The sequence below is a fragment of the Paenibacillus sp. OV219 genome, from assembly GCF_900110075.1.
Classification (GTDB): domain Bacteria; phylum Bacillota; class Bacilli; order Paenibacillales; family Paenibacillaceae; genus Paenibacillus_Z.
The window spans coordinates 280,199-301,574 of the sequence record NZ_FOCJ01000003.1; the positions used below are offsets into that span (position 1 = coordinate 280,199).

Sequence of the window (21,376 nt, forward strand, 5' to 3'; positions counted from 1 at the left end):
GATTACAGTACAAAGCGGGGTGCTGCTTAAGCATGAACAGCGAATTCACGATTGCCGTACACAGTTTAGTTTACTTGGCTTACTTGCCGGAGCGGATGGCGCCAAGCGAGGCCATTGCTGATAATGTTTCAACCAATCCGGCCCGCATACGCAAAGTGATGAGCTGTTTGAAGCGCGGCGGTTATGTCGACACGCGGGAAGGCGCAGGCGGCGGTTACCGGCTGACGCTTGATCCAGCTGTTGTCACCCTAGCCGATATTTATCGGCTGATGGCGCAAGGCTCCGTCATTCCGAGCTGGTGCTCGGGAGACCCGGATATGGACTGCGTCGTCGGCTCCAACATGCGGGAAGTGATGGACGGTATTTTCTGCAGGGCGGAGAAGCAGCTTGAGAATTATTTTGGCGGCATAACGATTTCCGATGTGCTGAGTCAGATCAAGGAATGCAAGCAGTGTCCTTGAGGCATGAGTGTTAGGTGAGTCGGGGTATCCCTTCCCATAGGATTACGAACTTATTTGTAGAGAGGATGAATGAACATGGCAGTAGCATTGACGAAAGACACTTTTAACAAAAGCATCGAGAGCGGCGTAACGCTCGTTGATTTCTGGGCGCCATGGTGCGGCCCTTGCAAAATGCAGCTTCCAATCGTAGAGGAGCTCTCCACTGAGCTTGCTGGTTCCGCAACAATCGCGAAAATCAACGTAGACGAAGAGCCAGAATTGGCTTCCCAATTCGGCGTGATGTCGATCCCTACGCTGATCCTCTTCAAAGACGGACAGCCAGTTGACAAAATGGTTGGCCTGCAATCCAAAGCAGCGCTTGCAAGCAAAATTCAAGGCCAAATCTAAGAACAGCAGCATGAGCCCTCGCACCAGTGGTGTGGGGGCTTTTTTTTCTTTCTACATACGATCTTCATGTTCATAGGATATAATTGGGAAAGCGATTTCTAAATCTTAAGGAGGCGGGTGCTGCAGATGCAGAACTGGCTAGCTCGTGTGCGAAAAGGGTACGGAAAGAAGCTAACTTCACTCCATTCTTGGAACGGTTATATTGTAGTCATCCTTGCTTTGACAGGGCTCGTCTTGTTTCAAGGGATGTGGCGCGGCATTCTGGGCGAAGGCCGGGTCATTATCCGCTATATACATATCGTGGTTGGCATCGCTTCGCTTGTGCCGGTCGTCTTCTACCTGCTGCTTGCGGGGAAGCACTGGAAACAGCTGAAGAGCAAAACAAGCCAAAAGGCCAATGTGCTCATCGTGCTCGGCTTGCTCGTTGGCTGGCTGCTGTCGGGCCTCTTGCTCTGGCAGTTCAGAGCCGTCGGACCTCGCTGGTCGAATAACGCTCTCTATGTGCATGATGTGCTGACATGGGTCGGCCTGCCTTACATCATCTATCATTCCATCACACGTCTCAAATGGCTTAAGGAGCCGCATCGTCGCACCGTCAAGACGGGCAACGAGAAGAGAGAGATCCTCCATCCAGCAGCGGGGCAGCCGCAAGCGCTCATGTCACGTCGTGCCTTCATCCGAGCCACAGTCGGAGTAGGCGTCGCGGTTGCAATTGGGCCTTCTTTTCTGAAATGGATTGGAAACACGCTGAGCCCTGGCGAGGCAATCGAGAAGATCGTCGAGTCGGACGCGAACAACATGGTTCCTCTGCCTCAGGCGCTTCCGGCTTCATCACCACCTATTGGCGGGGGCAGCAAGGGGACGTTCCGGATCTATACGGTGACGGAGATTCCGAAGTTTGATAACAGCAACTTTTCCTTTATTATCGACGGCTTGGTCGAGAAGCCCATGCGTTGGAACTGGGAACAGTTCGTGGCGCTTAAGCGGGAAGTGCAGGTGAGTGATTTTCACTGTGTAACGGGCTGGTCGGTCTACAATAATACATGGGAAGGCATCAAACTAAAGGATTTTCTGAAGATGGCAGGCGTGAAGCCGAATGCGAAGACGGTCAAATTATACTCGGGAGACGGCGTTTACACCGACTCGCTTACCCTCGAGCAGGCGAATATGGACGATGTGATGGTTGCTGTTCTGCATGACGGCAAGATCATTCCGAGCGATCTCGGCGGTCCGGTTCGGCTCATCGTGCCGAAGATGTACACGTACAAATCGGTAAAATGGCTGAATCGCATCGAGCTTATTGACTCTGACTATACCGGATACTGGGAAGAACGCGGCTACGACACTGACGCTTGGGTGTAAGCGCTTCAAAGTGATGATAGAATAACTTTGTCGAATATTGTAGAATATGGATATCTGCTCTCGAAAAGAGGTGACATCACGAGTGAACTATATCGTCTACTTTATATTGGATTGTCTGGACACATTAGCGATTACGTTTGTCATGTTCTCGATTTTTCAGTATCCCATTCGGGAATATTTGAGAGAAATTTTGATTATTGTCTGCATTCTAGCTGTAACTTCAATTATTGGAAGAGAGCTACTCAGAATATCGCCAGTATACGATTCTCTTAATCATATTGTATTACTCATTGCTGGTTTGAGGATCTTTATGAAAGTGAAGCTGTATCGTTCCCTTCGTATTGTAGGAGTTGGGATGATTGGGTACTTTGCCATTCAGATATGCATCGTAGCCATGGTAGCAAAGACAGGTCTTCTCGATTCGTCTATGTTATATCAATCCAATAGTACTGAAGTGAGACTGGTCCAACTTATATCTCAAGCAGTTACTTTTACAGTTGCTTATTGTATCGTCAAGTTTAATCTAGGTATTGCAAAATATATAAGGCCGCCACATGATTTCTACTTGGATACCCGTATGTCTAAGGAGAAGCTGTGGGTTTATTTTGGCACTACGGTTGCGCTACTTGTACTATCATTAAGCTTCCATTTACTTGTCGAACGCTTTGAGATCATAGAGGTATTTATCATTGCGAATATATTGTTCATCATAGTCATCATGTTCACATACAGGAGAGATGCAACAATTGAGCGCAATCGTCTATTTATCGAATAAAGCCGCACAGGTCATAAAGAATGCTAATCCTGAACAGACGAGCAGTGTCGAGCGGCTTACAGCGCTTCTGGCGCTGCAAGTAAATAATTGTGGTGTGATTGTTGCTACTATGCTTATTGGGTTGCTTACGGGGAAGCCGCTGGAAACTGCACTTGGGATAGCTATATTTGTTATAACAAGGCTTCTCACTGGTGGTTTCCATTTTCGCAACCTGGACGTTTGTTTTCTTGTTAGTACGGCTGTGTTGGCGGCTATTCCCCACATCGAATTAAGTATAATTGTAATGGTTATTACATCGTTAATATCTATCGTAATAACAGCTTTTTTTCCAACTAAGCAAAAAATTCTGCCAATTTGCATAATTATATTGAATGTTTTTCTATCATCACCTATTATTGCATTAGCAATATTTTTCCAATCCATTTCTTTGCTACAATTTAGGAGGTTACAGCTATGAAGAAGGAATTGGCCAAAATCGTCTCAGATGTACTAAACAAGACAGTGAGCAGGACAAATGATGTTTCAACATTGAAAGTATTTCTAGGTACAATCGACATTCCAAGCGACAAGAAACAGCCAGAACAAAAGTAGGTGGATCCTTTGTCGATCTCGGTATACTGCGTGCGGATGGACCCTGTTGATAATCAGGTGGTCTGCAAGAACCTCGATGTTCTGAATGAGGTTTTGTTTATGGGTGTGACCTCAAGACCCGTTAAGAAGGGGGTCAAGGCGCAGCATCCTCCTGGTATCCCGATGTTCGTTACCGCAGAGGCTACATACTTTCAGCTGCACAGCGTTGAAAGCTACCAGCGAATGCTCCAGCCGTACGGGTTCGATTTGTTCCACAGCTCTTATCTTGTGAATGTTCCTCTTGTAGACCGGATTGAGATTGGGAGATATGGCAATGACGCCTACTTCAAAGGCGGAGGTAATATCCATGTTCCTGTATCGAGACCGAAGACCGAGGAATATCGGCAACTTGTCATTAGAGGACCTTTTCAGCCCGAGTTTGGGCTGTGAGGGTCTTTTTATTTTGTTGGATCGGATGGGGAAACTAAGGTTTGACATTGCCGTTACGGAAAGGTGTACAGTTGATTTGTCGGGAGGTGACGATGGATGGAATATACGGTGCAGAAGCTGGGGAAGCTCGCTGGCATCAGTACGAGGACGCTGCGATTCTACGATGAGATTGGCATTCTGAAGCCGGCAAGAATGAACACATCGGGATACCGGATTTACGGGCAGGCTGAGGTTGATCGGCTGCAGCATATTTTATTTTACCGCGAGCTTGGGGTTAGTCTGGATCAGATCAAAGCGATGCTCACCGATCCGTTCTTCGACCGGTCATCGGCGCTGCTTCAGCATCGTCAGCAGCTTCTCGACCGAAGAAACCAGCTGGATGCGCTCATTGCCAATGTGGATATGACGATCGCATCGGCCGAAGGGAGAATGGCGATGACGGACAAACAGAGGTTTGAAGGCTTCAAGAAACAGATGGTCGACGAGAACGAGCAAAAGTATGGCAAGGAAGTACGCGAGAAGTATGGCGACGATGCTGTGAACAAGTCGAATGCGAAGCTGCAAAATATGACGCAAGAACAGTATGACGAAGTGACGCGGTTAGCGAAGGAAGTGCAGGATACGCTTGCGGAGGCGTTCAAGCAGGGCGATCCGGCGAGCGAGCTTGCACAGAAGGCAGTTGATCTGCATCGCCAGTGGCTCTGCTTCTATTGGGAGAAAGGCAAATACAGTAAGGAAGCTCACGCGAACTTGGCGCAAATGTACGTGGATGACGAGCGTTTCCGTGCTTACTATGATGTGAACCAGTCGGGTGCAGCTGAGTTTCTGCGCGATGCGATTCTCATCTATACGGGTGCGAAGCAATAATGGAGAAGAGGTGACGAAGGTCCAGTTTAGTTGGAGCCTGCAGTCACCTCTTTTCTTTTTGCCAAAAACAGCTATTTATCGGTCTTCTTCTTCACACTGCTGTAATTAGTAACGGACTTGGCATCCTCAATCGTATCGTTGACGAAGGCCATGTCCTGGTTTTTGGCGTGCATCGCAGTTGTACCTTTATAATTGCCTTTATGCTTACTGTTCTCCAAGAACGCTCACCTCCGGGGGATGTGCCTTGCGAACGTAGTATGTTCGGATTTGGGGGAGGGCATGCAGGTACTGGCTAATGGATGTAAATGTGAACTTGTAGACTGGGAATGAGCGGATTCACCTTTTTTATTAAAGTCCTTTCATGTATAATGTCCTGAGATTGTTATTACGGAACAGGGGTGTCTTCCTTCATGGCTTTGAAAGCTGGAATCGTCGGCTTGCCGAACGTGGGCAAATCGACTTTATTTAATGCAATTACTCAGGCAGGCGCGGAGTCTGCGAACTATCCGTTCTGTACGATTGACCCGAACGTAGGCGTCGTAGAGGTACCGGATACGCGTTTGGATAAATTGACAGAGCTTGTTGTGCCGAACAAAACAGTACCGACAGCGTTTGAGTTTATTGATATCGCAGGTATCGTAAAAGGCGCGAGCAAAGGCGAAGGACTCGGTAACAAGTTCCTCGCGCATATCCGTGAAGTTGATGCGATCGTGCACGTTGTGCGCTGCTTCCAGGACGACAACATTACGCACGTATCCGGTAAAGTTGATCCAATCGGCGACATCAACACGATCAACCTTGAGTTGATCCTTGCGGATATTGACTCCGTTGACCGTAAGATCGAGCGTTCCCGCAAAAACCTTAAAGGCGGCGACAAGAAAGTCGTGCAAGAGGTGGAAACGCTGGAGAAAGTCAAAGAGGCGCTCTACAACGATATGCCAGCACGGAGCATTGATCTCACTGATGATGAAAAAGCGCTTATTCGCGACCTGCACCTGCTGACAATGAAGCCAGTACTGTATGCAGCGAACGTGAGCGAAGGCGAAGCGGCAAATTCCGATGGCAACAGCTTTGTGGAATTGGTTCGTGAATTCGCGAAGGCAGAAGGCGCGGAAGTGGTGCCGATCAGCGCGAAGGTGGAATCCGAAATCGCCGAGCTTGAAGGCGAGGACAAAGAGATGTTCCTCGAAGAGCTTGGTCTAACGGAATCCGGTCTGAACCGTCTAATCCGTGCAGCTTACAAGCTGCTTGGTCTGTACACGTACTTCACGGCAGGCGTACAAGAAGTTCGCGCGTGGACGATCCGCAAGGGAATGAAGGCTCCACAAGCGGCAGGCGTTATCCATACCGACTTCGAGCGCGGCTTCATTCGTGCAGAGGTTGTATCGTATGACGATTTGATCGCGGCAGGCTCAATGAACGCGGCGAAGGAGAAAGGCCAGCTTCGTCTTGAAGGCAAAGAATATGTGGTGCAAGACGGCGACGTTATGCACTTCCGTTTCAACGTATAGATGTGTTCACTCAGCTGGGCCCGGATGTCCGGGTCCTTTTGCTGTGCGTAACGAACAAAGAGATGCAAATCATCCATAATTGTCACGTTTATGGTTTCATGCGCGTTATGCTATACTAAAGAGACGATTATTAGACTTATTCTAACTTACAGAGGTGAATGACAGTGTTGGACCGTTTACAAGCACTCGCAGACCGGTATGAGAAATTGAGCGAGCTGTTGTGTGATCCTGACGTATCAAGCGATCCGAAGCGTCTGCGCGAGTTCTCCAAGGAGCAGTCGGATTTGCATGCCCCTTTTGAAGCATACACAGAATACAAGCAAGTATCTGAGCAGCTTGACGATGCGAAAGTGATGCAAGGCGAGAAGCTCGACGATGAAATGCGCGAAATGGTGAAGATGGAAATCGATGAACTGAGCACGCGCAAGGAAGAGCTGGAAGCGCACATTCAATTCCTGCTGCTGCCGAAGGACCCGAACGACGACAAGAACGTAATTGTTGAGATTCGCGGAGCGGCTGGTGGCGACGAAGCGGCATTGTTCGCATCAGACTTGTACCGCATGTACATGAAGTACGCGGATACGCAAGGCTGGAGAGTTGAATTGATGGAAGCGAACGAGAGCGATCTTGGCGGCTTCAAAGAGGTTATCTTCATGGTGACGGGCAAGGGCGCGTATAGCAAGCTGAAGTTCGAGAGCGGCGCGCACCGCGTACAGCGTATTCCTGTAACGGAATCGGGCGGACGTATTCATACGTCGACGTCGACGGTAGCGGTTATGCCTGAGGTTGAAGAGGTTGAGGTTGAAATCCTCGACAAAGATATTCGTGTGGATACGTACTGCTCCAGCGGCGCTGGCGGTCAGTCCGTTAATACGACGAAGTCTGCTGTTCGCGTGCTTCACATGCCGACAGGCATAATGGCGCAGTGCCAAGACGGCAAATCGCAGAACGAGAACAAAGCGAAGGCGCTGCAAGTGCTCCGGGCGCGGATCTCCGATCTGCACCGTCAAGAGGAAGAAGCGAAGTATGCCGGCGAACGTAAGAGCAAAGTCGGTACGGGCGACCGCTCTGAGCGGATTCGGACGTACAACTATCCGCAAAGCCGTGTAACGGATCACCGGATCGGCCTTACGCTGCACAAGCTGGATTCCGTACTCAACGGGGACATGGAAGAGATCATTAACGCACTGACGTTGACCGCTCAGACGGAACTGATGGAGCGCGAGAATCTCGCATAATCAAAGTGAATGGAACGGGAGCTGCTTGTGGCGCTCCCGTTTTTTTGTCATAGTGAGGGAAAGAATGAACGGAAGGGACGATAAGGATGGCGGAGCAAAAAGATCGCGAAGCGGAAGAGGTCGCTTCGCAGCGGCAAGCAGCAGATAGCACTGGCGTTGAAGGCATGGTAGAACTGGATGCAGATGGGGTTGGCTTTTCTCTGCTCGTACCCATGACAATCGCAGATGTGAGCTTGAAGGGGACTGCGCTTCTGAAGGAGCGCGGCATTATGGAGCCGCGCAATAACGCGGAGCTGTTGCTGCTGCACGTGCTCGGGCTATCTCGCACGGAACTGCTGCGTGATTGGCGAGAGCTGTTCCCGCCGCAGCATTACAAGCGGTGGAGGGAGCTGCTCGCGCGCAAAGCCGCGGGTGAGCCGGTGCAGTATTTGATCGGCGAGCAGTGGTTCTACGGCTTGCCGTTCACCGTGACGTCGGCCGTGCTTATTCCACGGCCGGAGACCGAGCTGCTCGTCGAGGCCGTGCTCGAGGCCGCTGACAAGCTGTGGCCGCAGGCGCGCGGCGAAGCTAGCGCTGGCGGCGGGGTTGTCGATGTGCCGACAGTGGTCGACGTCGGCACGGGCAGTGGCGCCATAGGCGTGACGCTGGCTGCGCTGCGCCCGCAGTGGCGCATCTGCGCGTCCGATCTGTCGCCGGACGCGCTCGCTGTCGCCCGCACGAACGCGGAGCGCCATGCGCGAGCTTCGCAGCGCATGACGTTCGTGCAGGGCGACCTGCTCGGGCCGTTCGCGATGCCAGCGGCGTCACGGCCCGGCGCAGATGAGCACGCCGAAGCGCAAGCTGGTGGCGTAGCCGGCTTGCGCATCGACGTGCTGGTCTCGAACCCGCCGTACATCCCGGCGGGAGACATTGCCGGCCTTCAGCCGGAGGTGCGCGATCACGAGCCGCGCCTCGCGCTCGACGGCGGCGAAGACGGCTTGACGCCGTATCGGCGCATGGCCGAGCAGCTCGCGGAGCTGTCCGCGATGCCGCGCATCGTCGGCTTTGAGCTTGGCATGGGCCAAGCGGAAGCCGTCGCGGAGCTGCTTCGCGGCACCGGCGCATGGCGCGAGGTGCGCATCATCAACGACTACGCCGGAATCGGCCGGCATGTGCTGGCAGTGGAATAATAGCTTAACAACTTGTTGAGCGGGTGTTTAGTTCGACAATGGTAGATCCCCATTGCACACTATTGTGTGTTTGTGGGGATTTTTTGTGCTCAAAACGACGATCAAATAAAGGACAATCCATCCTTTTAAGATGCTGGCTGCCCAAGAGCCGACTTTGGTTTTTAACGTATCCAGAAAGGATTGCCCAGGTGCTTGTTTGTTCAGAATCGTGAAGAGCCATAAGGCATAACACCAATAAGCGATTAATCCGATCGAGCAGCTGATTGCGGCATCGCGCCTAGCAATCTCGGGGAGCACGGTGAAAGCAGTCATTTGCGCGAGTGTGGAGATCGCATTAATGCTGAGCAGACTAGCCTGAAGGCTGCTTATTTTAGGATTGGAAAATTGCGACATGTTATTCACCTCACGTCGTAGGTTTTCCAATTCCCCTGACTATTCTTGCTCGATTTGAGACGCCCCGGTTTTGCGAAACTATTAAGAGAGTGGAAGGTTTAGAGAGTGTCTGCTAGGGACATAATGGGGATATAAACGTTCCGGAACGAGAAGCCGCTGCACCGACGGGTGCCACAAAGGAGCTTATCGTTATGATCCGCACTTATTCCCGTTTTCCTTATCGTCCAGTGTACGGTTATGTTCTTCTTCTTGTAGCACTGCTGCTTATGAGCTGGGAGAGCCAGCGCGCTGACGCGGCAATTGCCGGCGGAAGCATTCCGGCGGAATCGATCCGTCTGCGTATTCTTGCAAACTCTGATTCTGCGATGGATCAGCTTGTGAAGCGCGAAGTGCGTGATGCGGTTGTCGCTCAAATGAACACATGGGTTACTGGTCCGCAGACGATTGAAGAAGCAAGACTTACGATCCGTTCGCGCATGCATGACATCGAGGCAATTGTAGGAGAGACATTAGATGCCCGCGGATTTCATTATGGATATAAAGCGGAGCTCGGCATTGTGCCGTTTCCAACTAAAATATACGGAACTGAAGTTTATCCAGCCGGCAACTATGAGGCGCTTCGCATTACGCTCGGCGCTGGCGCAGGTCAGAACTGGTGGTGCGTGCTGTTCCCGCCGCTCTGCTTCGTAGATGCAGTGAGCGGAGAGTCCTCGACACCGGCAACCGCGGCAGTGGCAACAAACGTGGCGAAGACGACTGTGAAGGACGCAGAAGGTAGCGGCAATACAGACACAGCTGCGAAAGCTCAGGATGTACAATCCAAGTCGGATTTAAGCGGCAACAACGGCGGGGCTATGCAAAATACAACGGACGATGCAGTGAAACAACCGGAAGTTCGCTTCTTCCTGTGGGACGTCATTAAGTCGATCATCAGCTTCTTCCGCCACCTGTTCAGCTAATCGCTTCATGCCAAATAGAAAGCTCATCCGCATTTCGTGCGAATGAGCTTTTATTGTTGTAGGAGCTAGGCCGCGCGTTTGTGGGACTCCGTTTCACGTTTGAGCTTCGGTATGAAGAAAGTTACCGGCAGCGCAACAATAACGATGATGCTAGCGATGAGATAGACGTCGTTGATACTCATCGTAAACGCCATGATTTTGATATAGGTTGGATCGGTTGCTCCTGCCTTCGCGAGATCCTTGCCGTGCTCTATGGAGCGGGAAGACAGCATCGTTGTGAATATGGCAATCGCGAATGAGCCAAGCACGTTCCGGATCCAGTTGGTCAGCGAGGAAGCGTGGCCGCTGAATTGCTTCGGCACAGCTTGCATGCCGGCGTTGCTCGCAGGCATCATCGCGAACGAAATACCGAGGTTCCGAATAATCATCCAGAACAAAATATAGCCGTGCGGAATATCGACACTCAGCCAGCTAAGCGGCAGTGTGCCGCCAGCCATCAGCAGAACGCCGGTAATGAGCAGCGGACGCGGACCGATTCGGGTGAAGAGCTTGCCGACAAGCGGCGTCATCAGCGCCATTGCAAGGGAGGCCGGAAGCAGAATAAGGCCGGTATCGAGCGTCGACACATGCTGAATATTTTGCAGGAATACAGGTGACAGGAACGTTCCGGAGTACAAGCTGATCGTCACGATGCTCGTTATCGTCAGAGAGATTGTATACCGGCTGATGCGGAAGATGCGCAGGTTGAGCAGCGGCGTCTCGCATGTCAGCTCCCGCCAGATGAAGAGCAGCAGGAAGGCCGCTCCAATAATGAGCAGCGCAATGGTTTTCGCGCCGGTCCAGCCCCATGTATGTCCGTTCGAGAGGGCAATGAGCAGCGATGCGCTGCTAATAATAACAGTGATGAAGCCGATGAAATCGAATGACTTGGGCACATTCAACCGGTAATACGGAATGAATGGAATGATGAGCATCATGCCGATAGCCGCAATCGGCACGTTCACCCAGAACAGCCAGTGCCAGCTGACGTTATCGAGCAGCCAGCCGCTGAAGGTTGGGCCGATAGCCGGAGCGAGCATGCTCGATGCCGCCCAGAAGCTGATCGCCATCGGCTGTTTCTCGCGCGGTATGACTTGGTAGACAATCGCCATCGTAACCGGGGAGATCAGACCGCTGAACGCGCCTTGCAAGATACGGAACGCGATGAGCGAATGAGCGTTCCATGCGAGCGCGCAGCAGACTGAGGCAAGCATAAAGCCGGATAGGGCGAAGATATACAGTCGTTTATAGCTGAAGCGTTCGCCGAAATAACCGGTAATCGGAGCAAAAGTGCCCATTGCGAGCATGAAGCCGGTCAGTGTCCACTGAATCGTGCTGAGTGAAGCGTGAAAATGATCAGAGAGCACCGGGATCGCAATGTTAATCGTGCTAATGTTGAGTGTCGAGATGAAGCTGCCGAAGAAGATGGCAATCATAATGGGCAGAACCCGAATTTGCGGCTTAGGTGCAGGTGGCTGCATAGTGGTTGTAACGCCTCCGTTCTATTTGTCTCATATGTATTCTTTTACATATAAGAATGACCATGACATCATACGCTCTGTATTCGGATGAAGTCAACGACTGGCGGCTATGGTCTGAGGGCGTAGTGCAGCAATAAAACGCATTCATGAGGCTTTGGCGGCTTTTTTCGGCTTCATGCAGCCCTGTGCTATAATGGAGCAAAATCTATTTTGCACTTTGCAAAAGCTGGGGATACGGAATTGAACATGAACACCACGAACACAAATAGAGATATGGGCAACACGATGATATGGCAAGTCAGTGGCACAGAACCGCAAGCTGGCGAGCTGGCGGAGGCGGCGGCAATGCTGCGTGAAGGCGGCACTGTAGCCTTTCCGACGGAAACGGTGTATGGCCTAGGGGCGGATGCGCGGCGGACGGAATCGGTGGAGCGGATCTTCACGGCAAAAGGTCGCCCGTCCGACAATCCGCTAATCGTGCATATCGCGGATGCGGCGCAGCTCGCGGAGCTGACTTTGCCGCTTGCGGCTGATGCGGCTGCGCTAGCGGAGCGGCTGATGGCCCGGTTCTGGCCGGGACCGCTCACGCTCGTGCTGCCGGTGAAGCCGGGCGCCGTCTCGCCGCGCGTCACCGCAGGTCTGGACACGGTCGCGGTGCGGATGCCCGCGCATCCCGTCGCGCTGCGGCTCATCGCCGAGTCGGGCTGCCCGCTCGCCGCGCCTAGCGCGAATCGCTCGGGCCGTCCGAGCCCGACGCTGGCATCGCATGTGAGCGATGACCTGAGCGGTCGCATTGACGGCATCGTCGACGGCGGCGCGGCAGGCGTCGGCTTGGAATCGACGGTCGTGCAAATCGAGGGCGGCGATTCCGTGCGAATCTTGCGCCCTGGCGGCGTGACCGCCGAAGCGCTGCACGAGGTTGCCGCGCATGTGGCGTACGACGCCGTGGCAGCTCCCGGCGCCGGCACAGGCGAGAGCGAAGGAGAAGGCGGTACTGCCGCGGATGCAGCGGCACCGCGCTCGCCGGGCATGAAATACGCGCATTACGCCCCGCAAGGGCTGATGCAGCTGGTAAAGGGCGAGCCTGCCGCTGTCTCCGCCTATATTCAGGCGGAGACAGCAGCGGCGCGGGAGCGCGGCGAGCGCACGGGCGTGCTCGCCTTTGCCGAGCATGCTGCTCGGTACGATGCCGACTGCGTGCTCGTCGTCGGCAGCCTCGCGCAGCTGGAAACGGCTGCGCAAAGCCTCTATGGCGCGCTGCGCGAGTTCGACGCGCGCGGCGTGCAGCGCATCTGGGCCGAGACATGCCCAGAGCACGGCATCGGCCACGCGCTCATGAACCGCTTGGCGAAAGCCGCCGGCCACGCCGTCGTGCGCGTCTAGCGCTCTCGCAGCTCAGCCGGTGCCGTCGTCCGCGCGCCTAGCGCTCTAAACGGCGGAAGCCCTGCGCCTAGCACTCGCGCCCGCGCTTCACGGCCCAACCGCCGTCGTGCGCGCCTAGCGCCCGTGCTTCACGTCGCAGCCGCCGTCGTGCGCGCCTAGCGCACTCACGTCGCCCGCCCGCGTCTAGCGCTCTTACATCACTCTCTCCGCTCACCCAAGCGGTCATCATTCACCCCTTGTCCGCATATGCTTGTGAAGAAGAAGCGGGACAAGGAGAGGATGACATGATCGAGAGCATGCATGCCGGGCAGCTGCTGACGCTCATTATTATCGCGGTGGCGCTGGGGATGGACGCTTTTTCGCTTGGTGTCGGCATTGGGCTCAAAGGGATCCGGTTGCTGGACATTATGAAGCTGAGCGCCGTCATTGCGCTTTTTCACATAATTATGCCCTTGATGGGCATCTTCACAGGTGAGTATGTCAGCACGCTGCTTGGCGGCGTCGCGACGACTGCGGCAGGCGCACTTCTGCTGCTCCTTGGCGGGCATATGATCTACAGCTCGCTGCGCGGCGACGCGGTAGAATCAATTGACTATCGCAGCGGATGGGGCATTCTGCTGTTTGCGCTTAGCGTCAGCATTGACTCGTTCTCCGTTGGCATCTCGCTCGGTATGTTTGAGGCAGATATGCTGCTAACCGTGCTGCTCTTCGGCGTTGCTGGAGGCATCATGTCCGTGCTCGGCTTACTGCTTGGCAGACGCGTAGGCACTAGTCTTGGCGGTTATGGAGAAGCGTGCGGCGGCGTCATTTTATTCACCTTCGGCTTGCTGTTCTTGTTCTGAAATATATAAATATAGAGGAGTGTACGATTCTTGAAACGGATACTGTTTGTCTGCACTGGCAACACCTGCCGGTCGCCGATGGCTGAGGCGCTGCTTCGTACGCTCGCGCAGGAGCGGGGGCTGCAGCTCGATATTCGCTCTGCAGGTGTATCGACGATTGATGGGCTGCCTGTTTCGAAGAACGCGCAAGAAGCGCTGTCCCGCCGTGGCATTGGGCATCACAGCACGTCAAGGGCGCTCGAGACTGGCTCAATAGCTTGGTCGGACTTGATTCTGACGATGACAGGAAGCCATAAAAGACAACTGCTGCAGCGGTTCCCGAGCGCAGTGGACAAGACGTATACGCTGCTCGAGTTCGTGAATACTGACCCGGAAGTGCTTGAGCGCATCGCTGAGCTCGAAGGGATTTTGTCCGAGTGGCACATGAATCAAGCGCTTGGTCAGCCGTTTAGTGAAGCGAAACGCGCTAGGCTGCTGGAGTTGGAGCGGCAAATGCCGAACTTCGATATCGAGGATCCTTTCGGCGGACAACTCAGCGTGTACGAACAAAGTGCGGCTCAGATCGAAGAAGCGCTGAAGAGGCTGCTTGACCGGTTGCAGCAATAATTGGGTAACCTGAGGCCGCTTGGCCGGATTGATTTTCGCGCGATAATCCGTTATGATGAAATCAACTAAAGACGGTTTCCAATGTAACTGGCGACGAGAGTGGGTTAAACCACGGTGGAGCATTGGAATATACGGCCGGTCGCCTGGGCAAAGAGCAGTGTGCGTAAGCATGCTTGCTCTTTTTTTGTCATTCGGAAGATGGATAAGTTTGCCGCTTGCAGCTAAATGACCGTCAGATGAAAATGATTTTTGTTCGATGTTCACCACGAATCTGGTGGATGTTCCGTTTTTGCTTGTCGCCCGAAATCAGGTATACTAGAACCAGTGTGAAATCGACATTTTCCGCCATGAGCGGTCACTTGGGAGGTATATGGAATTATGAGAATTGCCATCGGTGCAGACCATGCGGGCTACCGTCTGAAAGATGAGATCGTTCCGTTCATTCAATCGCTTGGTCACGAAATCGAGGACGTCGGTTGTAATTGCGACCAGTCGGTCGATTACCCGGATTATGCGCTGCCGGTTGCTGATCTAGTGGTATCGGGCAAAGCGGATCGCGGCATTCTGATCTGCGGAACCGGCATCGGCATGTCCATTGCGGCGAACAAAGTGAAGGGCATCCGCTGTGCGCTCGTGCATGATATGTTCTCAGCCAAAGCAACTCGCGAGCACAACGATACGAACGTGCTGGCAATGGGCGAGCGCGTCATCGGTCCCGGCGTTGCGCAGGAGATTATCCGCATTTGGCTCGAGACGCCGTTCTCGAACGGTGAGCGCCATGTGGGCCGCGTGAACAAAGTGATGCAGATTGAAGCGAAATTCGCGGACGCGTAAGGAGAGCTGGTGATGACGATGGATCCGGCACAGCTATCTATTGATGTGGAAACCGTCATTCGTGAACTAGCTTCTGCAGCGCGGCTGCGAGAAGGGCAGCTGCTCGTCATTGGCTGCTCGACGAGTGAAGTGCTTGGCCAGCGGATCGGCACGTCCGGCACGCTGGAAACTGCTGAAGCCATCTATGCAGGCGTAGAGGCCGTTCGGCGCGAGCTGTTGTTCTATCCGGTGTTTCAGTGCTGCGAGCATTTGAATCGGGCGCTTGTCATGGAGCGTGAAGCGGCTGAGCGGTACGGGCTGGAGCTCGTATCGGCGATCCCTGTGCGCAAAGCCGGAGGATCAATGGCCGCATACGCCTATAGCAAGCTGCAGGATGCCTGTCTGTCCGAGACGGTACAGGCACATGCCGGCATCGACATCGGCGACACCTTGATCGGCATGCACCTGAAGCGTGTAGCTGTGCCGGTGCGCCCGTCAATTCGGTCCATCGGAGCGGCACATGTGACGATGGCATATACTCGTCCGAAGCTAATCGGCGGAGAACGAGCTGTATATAACCGGGAAGCTGCTAACTTGGCGGCGCCTGGAGATAGCAATACTTGCGATTAATTATTTTGAGGAGGACTTATACACATGGAGAACCTACGTAAACAAGATCCCGAAATTTTGGCCGCACTTGGCCTTGAGCTACAACGTCAGCGCGACAACATCGAGTTGATTGCATCCGAGAATATCGTTTCGGAAGCTGTACTTGAAGCAATGGGCACTGTCCTGACAAACAAATACGCGGAAGGCTACCCGGGCAAGCGCTACTACGGCGGCTGCGAGCACGTGGATATCGCAGAAGATATCGCACGCAATCGTGCGAAGGAACTGTTCGGTGCCGAGCACGCGAACGTTCAGCCTCACTCCGGCGCACAAGCGAACATGGCTGTTTACCTGGCAGCGTTGAAACCTGGCGACACGGTGCTTGGTATGAACCTCGCGCACGGCGGCCACTTGACGCACGGTAGCCCTGTTAATGCTTCCGGTATTCTGTACAACTTCGTTCCTTACGGCGTAAGCGAAGACACGTTCACAATCGACTACGCGGAAGTTCGCAAGCTGGCGTTCAAGCACCGTCCTCGTATGATCGTTGCAGGCGCATCGGCTTACCCGCGCATCATTGATTTCGAAGAGCTTGGCCGTATCGCTGACGATGTTGGCGCGCTGCTGTTCGTCGACATGGCGCACATCGCAGGCCTTGTTGCTGCTGGTCTTCACCCAAGCCCAGTGCCACATGCGCACTTTGTGACTACGACAACGCACAAAACGCTTCGCGGTCCTCGCGGCGGTATGATCTTGTGCCGCAAAGCATGGGCGCAAGCGATTGATAAAGCAGTATTCCCTGGTTCCCAAGGCGGCCCTCTGATGCACATCATCGCTGCTAAAGCCGTTGCTTTCGGCGAGGCGCTCCAGCCTTCGTTCAAAGAGTATGGCAAGAACGTTGTGGACAATGCTAAGGCGCTTTCCGATGCGCTGATTGGACACGGCATCAACATCGTTTCCGGCGGCACAGACAACCATCTGATGCTAATCGACCTGCGCAACATGGGCATTACAGGCAAGGATGCGGAGCATGTGCTTGATTCTGTTCAAATTACGGTAAACAAGAATGCGATTCCATTCGATCCGACTAGCCCGTTCATTACAAGCGGTATCCGTATCGGTACACCTGCTGCAACTTCCCGCGGCATGGGCGTAGATGCGATGGGTACAATCGCAGAAGTTATCGCAATGACGCTGAAGAACCCGAAAGATGAAGCGGTTCTGACTAAAGCGCGCGGTATGGTTAGCGACCTCATGTCGCAATACCCGCTCTACCCAGGTATGACTTACTAATTTGTTATTCACTTGCCACTATGAGAGAGGCTGTACCGCAATCGCGGTGCAGCCTTTTTTTTGCGATACTGCTCATATCTCTTGTTATATTTTTCCGTATAATTCCACATGTTTAAGTTGGAGGCATGATATGATGACCATATACCACGAACAAGGCGGTGCAGCATAAGATGAGTCCGTTTGCGATTGTGATTGTCGTAATCATTCTGTTTTTCTTATTTAAAGTTATCTCTTCAAGCGTCGGCCAAGGCAATGCGAATACTACACGTGCTGTACGGGGACGCCCGATGTCCGCTGCTCGGATGCCGATGCGTAAGCCGCCTGAATATCTCGGCGTACCGGTGGGGCATCCTGCGCGCACGGCTGCGGAACGGCTGGAAGCGACGCTGACAGCTGATTTCGAAGCGCGCGTAAAGGACCGCGTGCTGCGCAATACACCAAGCCTGCGGGACGGGGAATGGCAGTGGCAATGGTTCGAGCTGAAGCGGTATTTTCTCATGTGCGGTGTCCTGAGAGGCGTGCCGATGTACAGTGCGCGAGTCGATGATGTGTGGCATGAGATGCTCATGTTTACGCGTGAATATGAACAATTCTGCAAGCAGTTCTGCGGTGCGCTTATCCATCATGCGCCTCATACGCCGGGTGGGAAGCCGGATCCGGGTGAGCGTGCATGGTTCGATTGGATCTATGGCGAGCTATTCCTGCCGGCACCGGCGAGCGGACAGCTGTGGGGGCCGTTCTACCGGACGCCAATGTCGCATGAGCTGATGCGCGAGCTGGAGCAAGAGAGCGATGAGGTGCTTCGCAGCCGGCGGTTTAATGAACGTGCGGCTGAACAGTTTCCTGATATGGATGCGACCATTCGCTACATAATTGAGCGAGGAAGAATGCTTACTGCATCCTCTGGGCAAGAGCAGTCGTACCGGGATCGTGATGATTGGACGGGGATGGGCATGTCAACAGGCTTGCTTTCGGGGATGTTCTTTGCCTCGTCATTAGGACCAATAGATGATTTCCACAATCAGATGAACGATGCGCAATCGGATGAGGAGCGCGAAGCGAACGGCGATAGTAGCGGCTCCAGCTATGTATGCAGCAGTGGCGATTCAGATGATAATAGCGGTGACGGAGGCGATTCAGGCGGCAGTAATTGCAGTTCGGACAGCGGCAGCAATTGCAGCAGTTCAGACAGTGGTAGCGGTGGAGACAGTGGTGGTGGCGGTTCGTCCTGCGGCAGCAGCTGCGGAGGCGGCAACTAATTATTGGTTAAAGCAGCGCGACGAGATAACACGCAGGGATAATGGATCCTCTCGCACAGCGCGGAGAAGGAAACAAGAAGCAGATGCTCCGGCATTTGTTTCTTTTTTCGTCCACACGCGGCTTTGTTCTCCTGCAGGTTTCTTCGTTCGTCCGAAGGATACTTTCTCGCAAGTACTTATCGCTGCTTGCCTCTTCCTTGCCCTTCCACATGTTCATTGCAGTATCTAATGTCATTACAATCCAATTCTTAGTTTAATACAAAATGTTTGATTGAAAACGTTTTTTCATGTACAATACATGTAATTGAACGACAAAAGAAAGGGAGGTGCGACATGTTGGAATTGAGCTTCGAAGATCCAGAGGGGCTGGTGAGCGTCGGGCACGCGTTGTCAACGCGGTCGCGAGTCGACGTTCTGCAGCTGTTAAGCACGAAGAAGCTGAACGTGGTGGAGATCGCCGAAGCGCTTAAGCTTCCGGTTTCGACCGTCGCCAACAACGTGAAGGTGCTGGAAGCGGCAGGTTTAATCAACACCGAATTGCTGCCGGCCACGCGCGGGGCGATGAAAGTGTGCAGCCGGAATTATGACGATATCCATATCGGCTTCAACATGCCGAAGACGCTCCCGAAAGGCGAGACCACGGAATACCGCGTCGAGATGCCAATCGGCCATTACAGCGACTGCGAGGTGTATCCGACCTGCGGCATCGCGGGCGTCGACGGTTTCTTGTTCAACGAGGACGAGCCCGTCCAGTTCTATCATCCGAAGCATATCGAAGCACAATTGATTTGGTTCCGCAAAGGCTACGTTGAATACCAATTGCCGCTCGACCTGCCATCCGGCGCGCAGGTGAAGTCGCTCGAAGTGTCCATGGAACTGTGCTCGGAAGCACCGAATTACGACAACAATTGGCCTTCCGACATCACACTGTGGGTGAACGGACGAGAGATCAGTTCGTGGACGAGTCCCGGTGATTTCGGCGGCCGTAGGGGTAAACTCAATCCGGCATGGTGGGAAGACAGAGCGACGCAATACGGGCTGCTTAAGACCTGGATCATTGACGGAGAACGAGCGACGCTCGATATGATGGAGATTTCCGAGATCAACATCGGGGACTTGAACTTGAAGCAGCGTCCGAGCGTCAGAATCCGGATCGGCGTCAAGGACGACGCGGTCCACAAAGGCGGCGTGAACCTGTTCGGCCAGCAGTTCGGCGATTACGAGCAAGGCATCGTCATGAAAGTCAATTATGGCATGGAGTAACATCGAATCGAGTAATTGGAATTTAAAAGGGGTAAAATAAGCCTTAATTACAGGATTCCTGTTATTAAGGCTTATTTTAGTTGGAATAAAACCGAAAATCAAATTGAAACCGTTGACATTTGTCAAAATTGAAGGTAATATACGTACATGGAAACGAAATTAATGTAATAAAACAAAATAATCACTTCGTTTCTGAAGATAAAAAACAAATAGGGAGGCCCACCATGAACAAAAAAAGATTATCCCTTGCAGCAACATCTTTGCTCTCGATTTCCCTGCTTCTCGCTGCATGCGGCGGCAATAACGCCGGAAACGCAAACAATGAAAGCGCAAACAGCAGCAACGCTAACGCCGATACAACGGCGACGGACAATGCAAACAGCGGCAACGCTGCTGCGGACAGCGAAGAGAAAGTTAACCTGAACTTCTGGACTCTGTTTGACGGCGGCGACGGCGCCAACATGCAAACGCTGGTCGACGAGTTCAATAAATCGCATCCGAACATTCAAGTGAAGAACACGAAGCTCGTGTGGGGCGAATACTATACGAAATTGATTACGGCGGTCGGCAACGGCAACGGTCCTGACGTCGGTATCTCCCATACATCCCGCTTGCCTGACTTGATCGACCAAGGCGTCGTGACGGAAATAGACGATGTGGCTGAAGTGGCAGGTGTGGACTGGTCGTCGTACAACCAGAACCTGCTGAACGCGACAATCGTCGATGGTAAACACTATGCGGCTCCGATCGATACGCATCCGTTCATCATGTTCTACAACAAGAAATTGTTGAAAGATGCTGGTCTTCTCGGTGAAGACGGCAAGCCGGTACTGGAACAATCCGCGGACGGCTTCATGAAATTCCTTGAGACGCTGAAAGCGAAGCTGCCGGCGAAAGTAACGCCGTTCGCGCTCTCCAATACTAACGACGACCCTTACCGTTTATGGTGGTCGCTGTACTCCCAACAAGGCGGCAACGACATCGTGTCCGACGATCTGAAATCCGCAGCCGTCGACAGTGACAAAGGTGCGAAAGCAGCTGATTACATCCAGAAGCTCTACACGGGCGGATACATCAAGAAGAACGATCCGGACTTCTATAAAAACTTCCAAAGCGGCACGGCTGCCATCATGATGACAGGCGTATGGGCGACGGGCACTTGGGAGTCGACGAAAGGCCTCGAATTCGGCGCGATGCCGATTCCGAAAATTTTCGATCAAGAAGCGACATGGGGCGATTCCCATACGATCATCCTGCCAGTAACGAAATCCGAAGATCCAGCGAAGCGCAAAGCGGCAGTAATCTTCGCGGATTGGGTAGCTACAAACGGTCAAATCTGGGCAAAAGCGGGCCATATTCCGTCCAAGCCATCCGTTCTTGAGAATGCGGACTACAAAGCGATGCCTTACCGCAGCGACTATGCATCGGTTGCCTCGACGGTTAAATTCAACAAGCCATCCACGAAGAACTGGCAAATCCGCGACAACGCGTCGTTCAAAATTCTGAACGAAGTGTGGGCGAACAAGCTGGATCCGGCGGCAGCCATGGTCAAACTGCAAGACGGCGTTCAGAAAGTGCTGAACGAATAGTCTGATTCATATCGCAACATTTCCCGGGAGCTTGCGGCCATATTGGCCGCAAGCTCT

At 53.2% G+C, this 21,376-nt stretch carries 23 protein-coding genes and 1 riboswitch; of the genes, 21 read left to right on the forward strand and 2 right to left on the reverse strand.

Annotated elements, in window-relative coordinates; translation table 11 throughout:
* The first annotated feature begins 32 nt into the window (after positions 1-32).
* From BMY11_RS10960 to BMY11_RS10990, 8 genes are all read left to right on the forward strand, one after another.
* The gene (locus tag BMY11_RS10960) at positions 33-461 is read left to right on the forward strand and encodes an RrF2 family transcriptional regulator (protein ID WP_090575165.1); all 429 of its coding nucleotides are present in this window, start codon (positions 33-35) and stop codon (positions 459-461) included.
* A 75-nt stretch (positions 462-536) separates the two neighbouring features.
* Positions 537-848, forward strand: a complete 312-nt coding sequence (gene trxA / locus BMY11_RS10965; protein WP_090575168.1) for a thioredoxin — start codon at positions 537-539, stop codon at positions 846-848.
* A 126-nt stretch (positions 849-974) separates the two neighbouring features.
* Positions 975-2,210, forward strand: coding sequence for a molybdopterin-dependent oxidoreductase (locus BMY11_RS10970; protein WP_090575171.1), 1,236 nt, complete (start codon positions 975-977; stop codon positions 2,208-2,210).
* Positions 2,211-2,292: 82 nt separating this feature from the next.
* The gene (locus BMY11_RS10975) at positions 2,293-2,985 is read left to right on the forward strand and encodes a hypothetical protein (RefSeq protein WP_090575174.1); all 693 of its coding nucleotides are present in this window, start codon (positions 2,293-2,295) and stop codon (positions 2,983-2,985) included.
* The gene (locus BMY11_RS10980; protein WP_177182595.1) at positions 2,957-3,442 is read left to right on the forward strand and encodes an accessory gene regulator B family protein; all 486 of its coding nucleotides are present in this window, start codon (positions 2,957-2,959) and stop codon (positions 3,440-3,442) included. The genes BMY11_RS10975 and BMY11_RS10980 overlap by 29 nt, the downstream gene beginning before the upstream one ends.
* Positions 3,439-3,576, forward strand: a complete 138-nt coding sequence (locus BMY11_RS28855) for a hypothetical protein (RefSeq protein WP_177182596.1) — start codon at positions 3,439-3,441, stop codon at positions 3,574-3,576. The genes BMY11_RS10980 and BMY11_RS28855 overlap by 4 nt, the downstream gene beginning before the upstream one ends.
* A 9-nt stretch (positions 3,577-3,585) precedes the next feature.
* Positions 3,586-4,005 carry a LytTR family DNA-binding domain-containing protein gene (locus BMY11_RS10985; protein WP_143069243.1) on the forward strand — a complete coding sequence of 140 codons (420 nt, stop codon included), beginning with the start codon at positions 3,586-3,588 and terminating at the stop codon, positions 4,003-4,005.
* Positions 4,006-4,101: 96 nt separating this feature from the next.
* Positions 4,102-4,872 carry a MerR family transcriptional regulator gene (locus BMY11_RS10990; RefSeq protein WP_090575182.1) on the forward strand — a complete coding sequence of 257 codons (771 nt, stop codon included), beginning with the start codon at positions 4,102-4,104 and terminating at the stop codon, positions 4,870-4,872.
* A 71-nt stretch (positions 4,873-4,943) separates the two neighbouring features.
* Here BMY11_RS10990 and BMY11_RS28860 read toward each other — a convergent pair whose 3' ends face one another.
* Positions 4,944-5,090, reverse strand: coding sequence for a hypothetical protein (locus BMY11_RS28860; protein ID WP_164545412.1), 147 nt, complete (start codon positions 5,088-5,090; stop codon positions 4,944-4,946).
* Between the two features lie 192 nt (positions 5,091-5,282).
* Here BMY11_RS28860 and ychF point away from each other — a divergent pair, with 192 nt between their 5' ends.
* The 4 genes from ychF to spoIIR all read left to right on the forward strand — a co-directional run bounded on the left by ychF (position 5,283) and on the right by spoIIR (position 10,142).
* Entirely contained in the window at positions 5,283-6,383 is a 1,101-nt protein-coding gene (ychF, locus tag BMY11_RS10995) for a redox-regulated ATPase YchF (protein WP_090575184.1), read from the forward strand.
* A 164-nt stretch (positions 6,384-6,547) separates the two neighbouring features.
* Positions 6,548-7,621 (forward strand): peptide chain release factor 1, encoded by a 1,074-nt coding sequence (gene prfA, locus BMY11_RS11000; RefSeq protein ID WP_090575721.1) that lies wholly within the window; start codon positions 6,548-6,550, stop codon positions 7,619-7,621.
* 212 nt (positions 7,622-7,833) lie between these two features.
* On the forward strand, positions 7,834-8,790 hold the full coding sequence (gene prmC / locus BMY11_RS11005; RefSeq protein WP_090575724.1) for a peptide chain release factor N(5)-glutamine methyltransferase: 957 nt from the start codon (positions 7,834-7,836) through the stop codon (positions 8,788-8,790).
* Positions 8,791-9,374: 584 nt separating this feature from the next.
* Positions 9,375-10,142, forward strand: a complete 768-nt coding sequence (spoIIR, locus tag BMY11_RS11015) for a stage II sporulation protein R (protein WP_090575189.1) — start codon at positions 9,375-9,377, stop codon at positions 10,140-10,142.
* A gap of 65 nt (positions 10,143-10,207) precedes the next feature.
* On the opposite strand, the gene BMY11_RS11020 is transcribed toward spoIIR, so the two are convergent.
* Positions 10,208-11,662, reverse strand: coding sequence for an MDR family MFS transporter (locus tag BMY11_RS11020; protein ID WP_090575191.1), 1,455 nt, complete (start codon positions 11,660-11,662; stop codon positions 10,208-10,210).
* A gap of 285 nt (positions 11,663-11,947) precedes the next feature.
* Between BMY11_RS11020 and BMY11_RS11025 the strand changes: the two genes are divergently transcribed.
* The 9 genes from BMY11_RS11025 (at position 11,948) to BMY11_RS11065 (ending at position 21,319) form a co-directional block, all read left to right on the forward strand.
* On the forward strand, positions 11,948-13,045 hold the full coding sequence (locus BMY11_RS11025; RefSeq protein ID WP_371262811.1) for an L-threonylcarbamoyladenylate synthase: 1,098 nt from the start codon (positions 11,948-11,950) through the stop codon (positions 13,043-13,045).
* 284 nt (positions 13,046-13,329) lie between these two features.
* Positions 13,330-13,887: a manganese efflux pump MntP gene (locus tag BMY11_RS11030; protein ID WP_090575194.1), complete on the forward strand. Its 558-nt coding sequence runs from the start codon at positions 13,330-13,332 to the stop codon at positions 13,885-13,887.
* Between the two features lie 30 nt (positions 13,888-13,917).
* The gene (locus BMY11_RS11035; RefSeq protein ID WP_090575197.1) at positions 13,918-14,493 is read left to right on the forward strand and encodes a low molecular weight protein arginine phosphatase; all 576 of its coding nucleotides are present in this window, start codon (positions 13,918-13,920) and stop codon (positions 14,491-14,493) included.
* A 73-nt stretch (positions 14,494-14,566) separates the two neighbouring features.
* Positions 14,567-14,649, forward strand: a riboswitch (ZMP/ZTP riboswitch).
* Between the two features lie 222 nt (positions 14,650-14,871).
* Complete coding sequence (rpiB, locus tag BMY11_RS11040; RefSeq protein ID WP_090575200.1) at positions 14,872-15,327, forward strand: ribose 5-phosphate isomerase B; 456 nt, start codon at positions 14,872-14,874, stop codon at positions 15,325-15,327.
* An 18-nt stretch (positions 15,328-15,345) separates the two neighbouring features.
* Positions 15,346-15,936: a TIGR01440 family protein gene (locus BMY11_RS11045; protein WP_090575729.1), complete on the forward strand. Its 591-nt coding sequence runs from the start codon at positions 15,346-15,348 to the stop codon at positions 15,934-15,936.
* Between the two features lie 24 nt (positions 15,937-15,960).
* Positions 15,961-17,208, forward strand: coding sequence for a serine hydroxymethyltransferase (glyA, locus tag BMY11_RS11050; protein ID WP_090575203.1), 1,248 nt, complete (start codon positions 15,961-15,963; stop codon positions 17,206-17,208).
* A 170-nt stretch (positions 17,209-17,378) separates the two neighbouring features.
* A complete protein-coding gene (locus BMY11_RS11055; protein ID WP_143069244.1) occupies positions 17,379-18,467 on the forward strand; it encodes a glycine-rich domain-containing protein in 1,089 nt (362 codons plus the stop codon).
* A gap of 333 nt (positions 18,468-18,800) precedes the next feature.
* Positions 18,801-19,730, forward strand: coding sequence for an ArsR/SmtB family transcription factor (locus tag BMY11_RS11060; RefSeq protein WP_090575209.1), 930 nt, complete (start codon positions 18,801-18,803; stop codon positions 19,728-19,730).
* 224 nt (positions 19,731-19,954) lie between these two features.
* A complete protein-coding gene (locus BMY11_RS11065) occupies positions 19,955-21,319 on the forward strand; it encodes an ABC transporter substrate-binding protein (protein ID WP_090575212.1) in 1,365 nt (454 codons plus the stop codon).
* Positions 21,320-21,376: the final 57 nt, after the last annotated feature.

Excerpts from the sequence above, each read along its gene's own strand:
- prmC (WP_090575724.1), top strand. The coding sequence starts at position 7,834 with ATGACAATCGCAGATGTGAGCTTGAAGGGGACTGCGCTTCTGAAGGAG.
- BMY11_RS11055 (WP_143069244.1), top strand. The coding sequence starts at position 17,379 with ATGAGTCCGTTTGCGATTGTGATTGTCGTAATCATTCTGTTTTTCTTA.
- BMY11_RS10960 (WP_090575165.1), top strand. The coding sequence starts at position 33 with ATGAACAGCGAATTCACGATTGCCGTACACAGTTTAGTTTACTTGGCT.
- BMY11_RS28855 (WP_177182596.1), top strand. The coding sequence starts at position 3,439 with ATGAAGAAGGAATTGGCCAAAATCGTCTCAGATGTACTAAACAAGACA.
- BMY11_RS11065 (WP_090575212.1), top strand. The coding sequence starts at position 19,955 with ATGAACAAAAAAAGATTATCCCTTGCAGCAACATCTTTGCTCTCGATT.
- BMY11_RS11060 (WP_090575209.1), top strand. The coding sequence starts at position 18,801 with ATGTTGGAATTGAGCTTCGAAGATCCAGAGGGGCTGGTGAGCGTCGGG.
- BMY11_RS11045 (WP_090575729.1), top strand. The coding sequence starts at position 15,346 with ATGGATCCGGCACAGCTATCTATTGATGTGGAAACCGTCATTCGTGAA.
- rpiB (WP_090575200.1), top strand. The coding sequence starts at position 14,872 with ATGAGAATTGCCATCGGTGCAGACCATGCGGGCTACCGTCTGAAAGAT.
- BMY11_RS10970 (WP_090575171.1), top strand. The coding sequence starts at position 975 with ATGCAGAACTGGCTAGCTCGTGTGCGAAAAGGGTACGGAAAGAAGCTA.
- BMY11_RS11030 (WP_090575194.1), top strand. The coding sequence starts at position 13,330 with ATGATCGAGAGCATGCATGCCGGGCAGCTGCTGACGCTCATTATTATC.
- trxA (WP_090575168.1), top strand. The coding sequence starts at position 537 with ATGGCAGTAGCATTGACGAAAGACACTTTTAACAAAAGCATCGAGAGC.
- BMY11_RS11020 (WP_090575191.1), bottom strand. The coding sequence starts at position 11,662 with ATGCAGCCACCTGCACCTAAGCCGCAAATTCGGGTTCTGCCCATTATG.
- glyA (WP_090575203.1), top strand. The coding sequence starts at position 15,961 with ATGGAGAACCTACGTAAACAAGATCCCGAAATTTTGGCCGCACTTGGC.
- BMY11_RS11025 (WP_371262811.1), top strand. The coding sequence starts at position 11,948 with ATGATATGGCAAGTCAGTGGCACAGAACCGCAAGCTGGCGAGCTGGCG.
- spoIIR (WP_090575189.1), top strand. The coding sequence starts at position 9,375 with ATGATCCGCACTTATTCCCGTTTTCCTTATCGTCCAGTGTACGGTTAT.
- ychF (WP_090575184.1), top strand. The coding sequence starts at position 5,283 with ATGGCTTTGAAAGCTGGAATCGTCGGCTTGCCGAACGTGGGCAAATCG.
- BMY11_RS10990 (WP_090575182.1), top strand. The coding sequence starts at position 4,102 with ATGGAATATACGGTGCAGAAGCTGGGGAAGCTCGCTGGCATCAGTACG.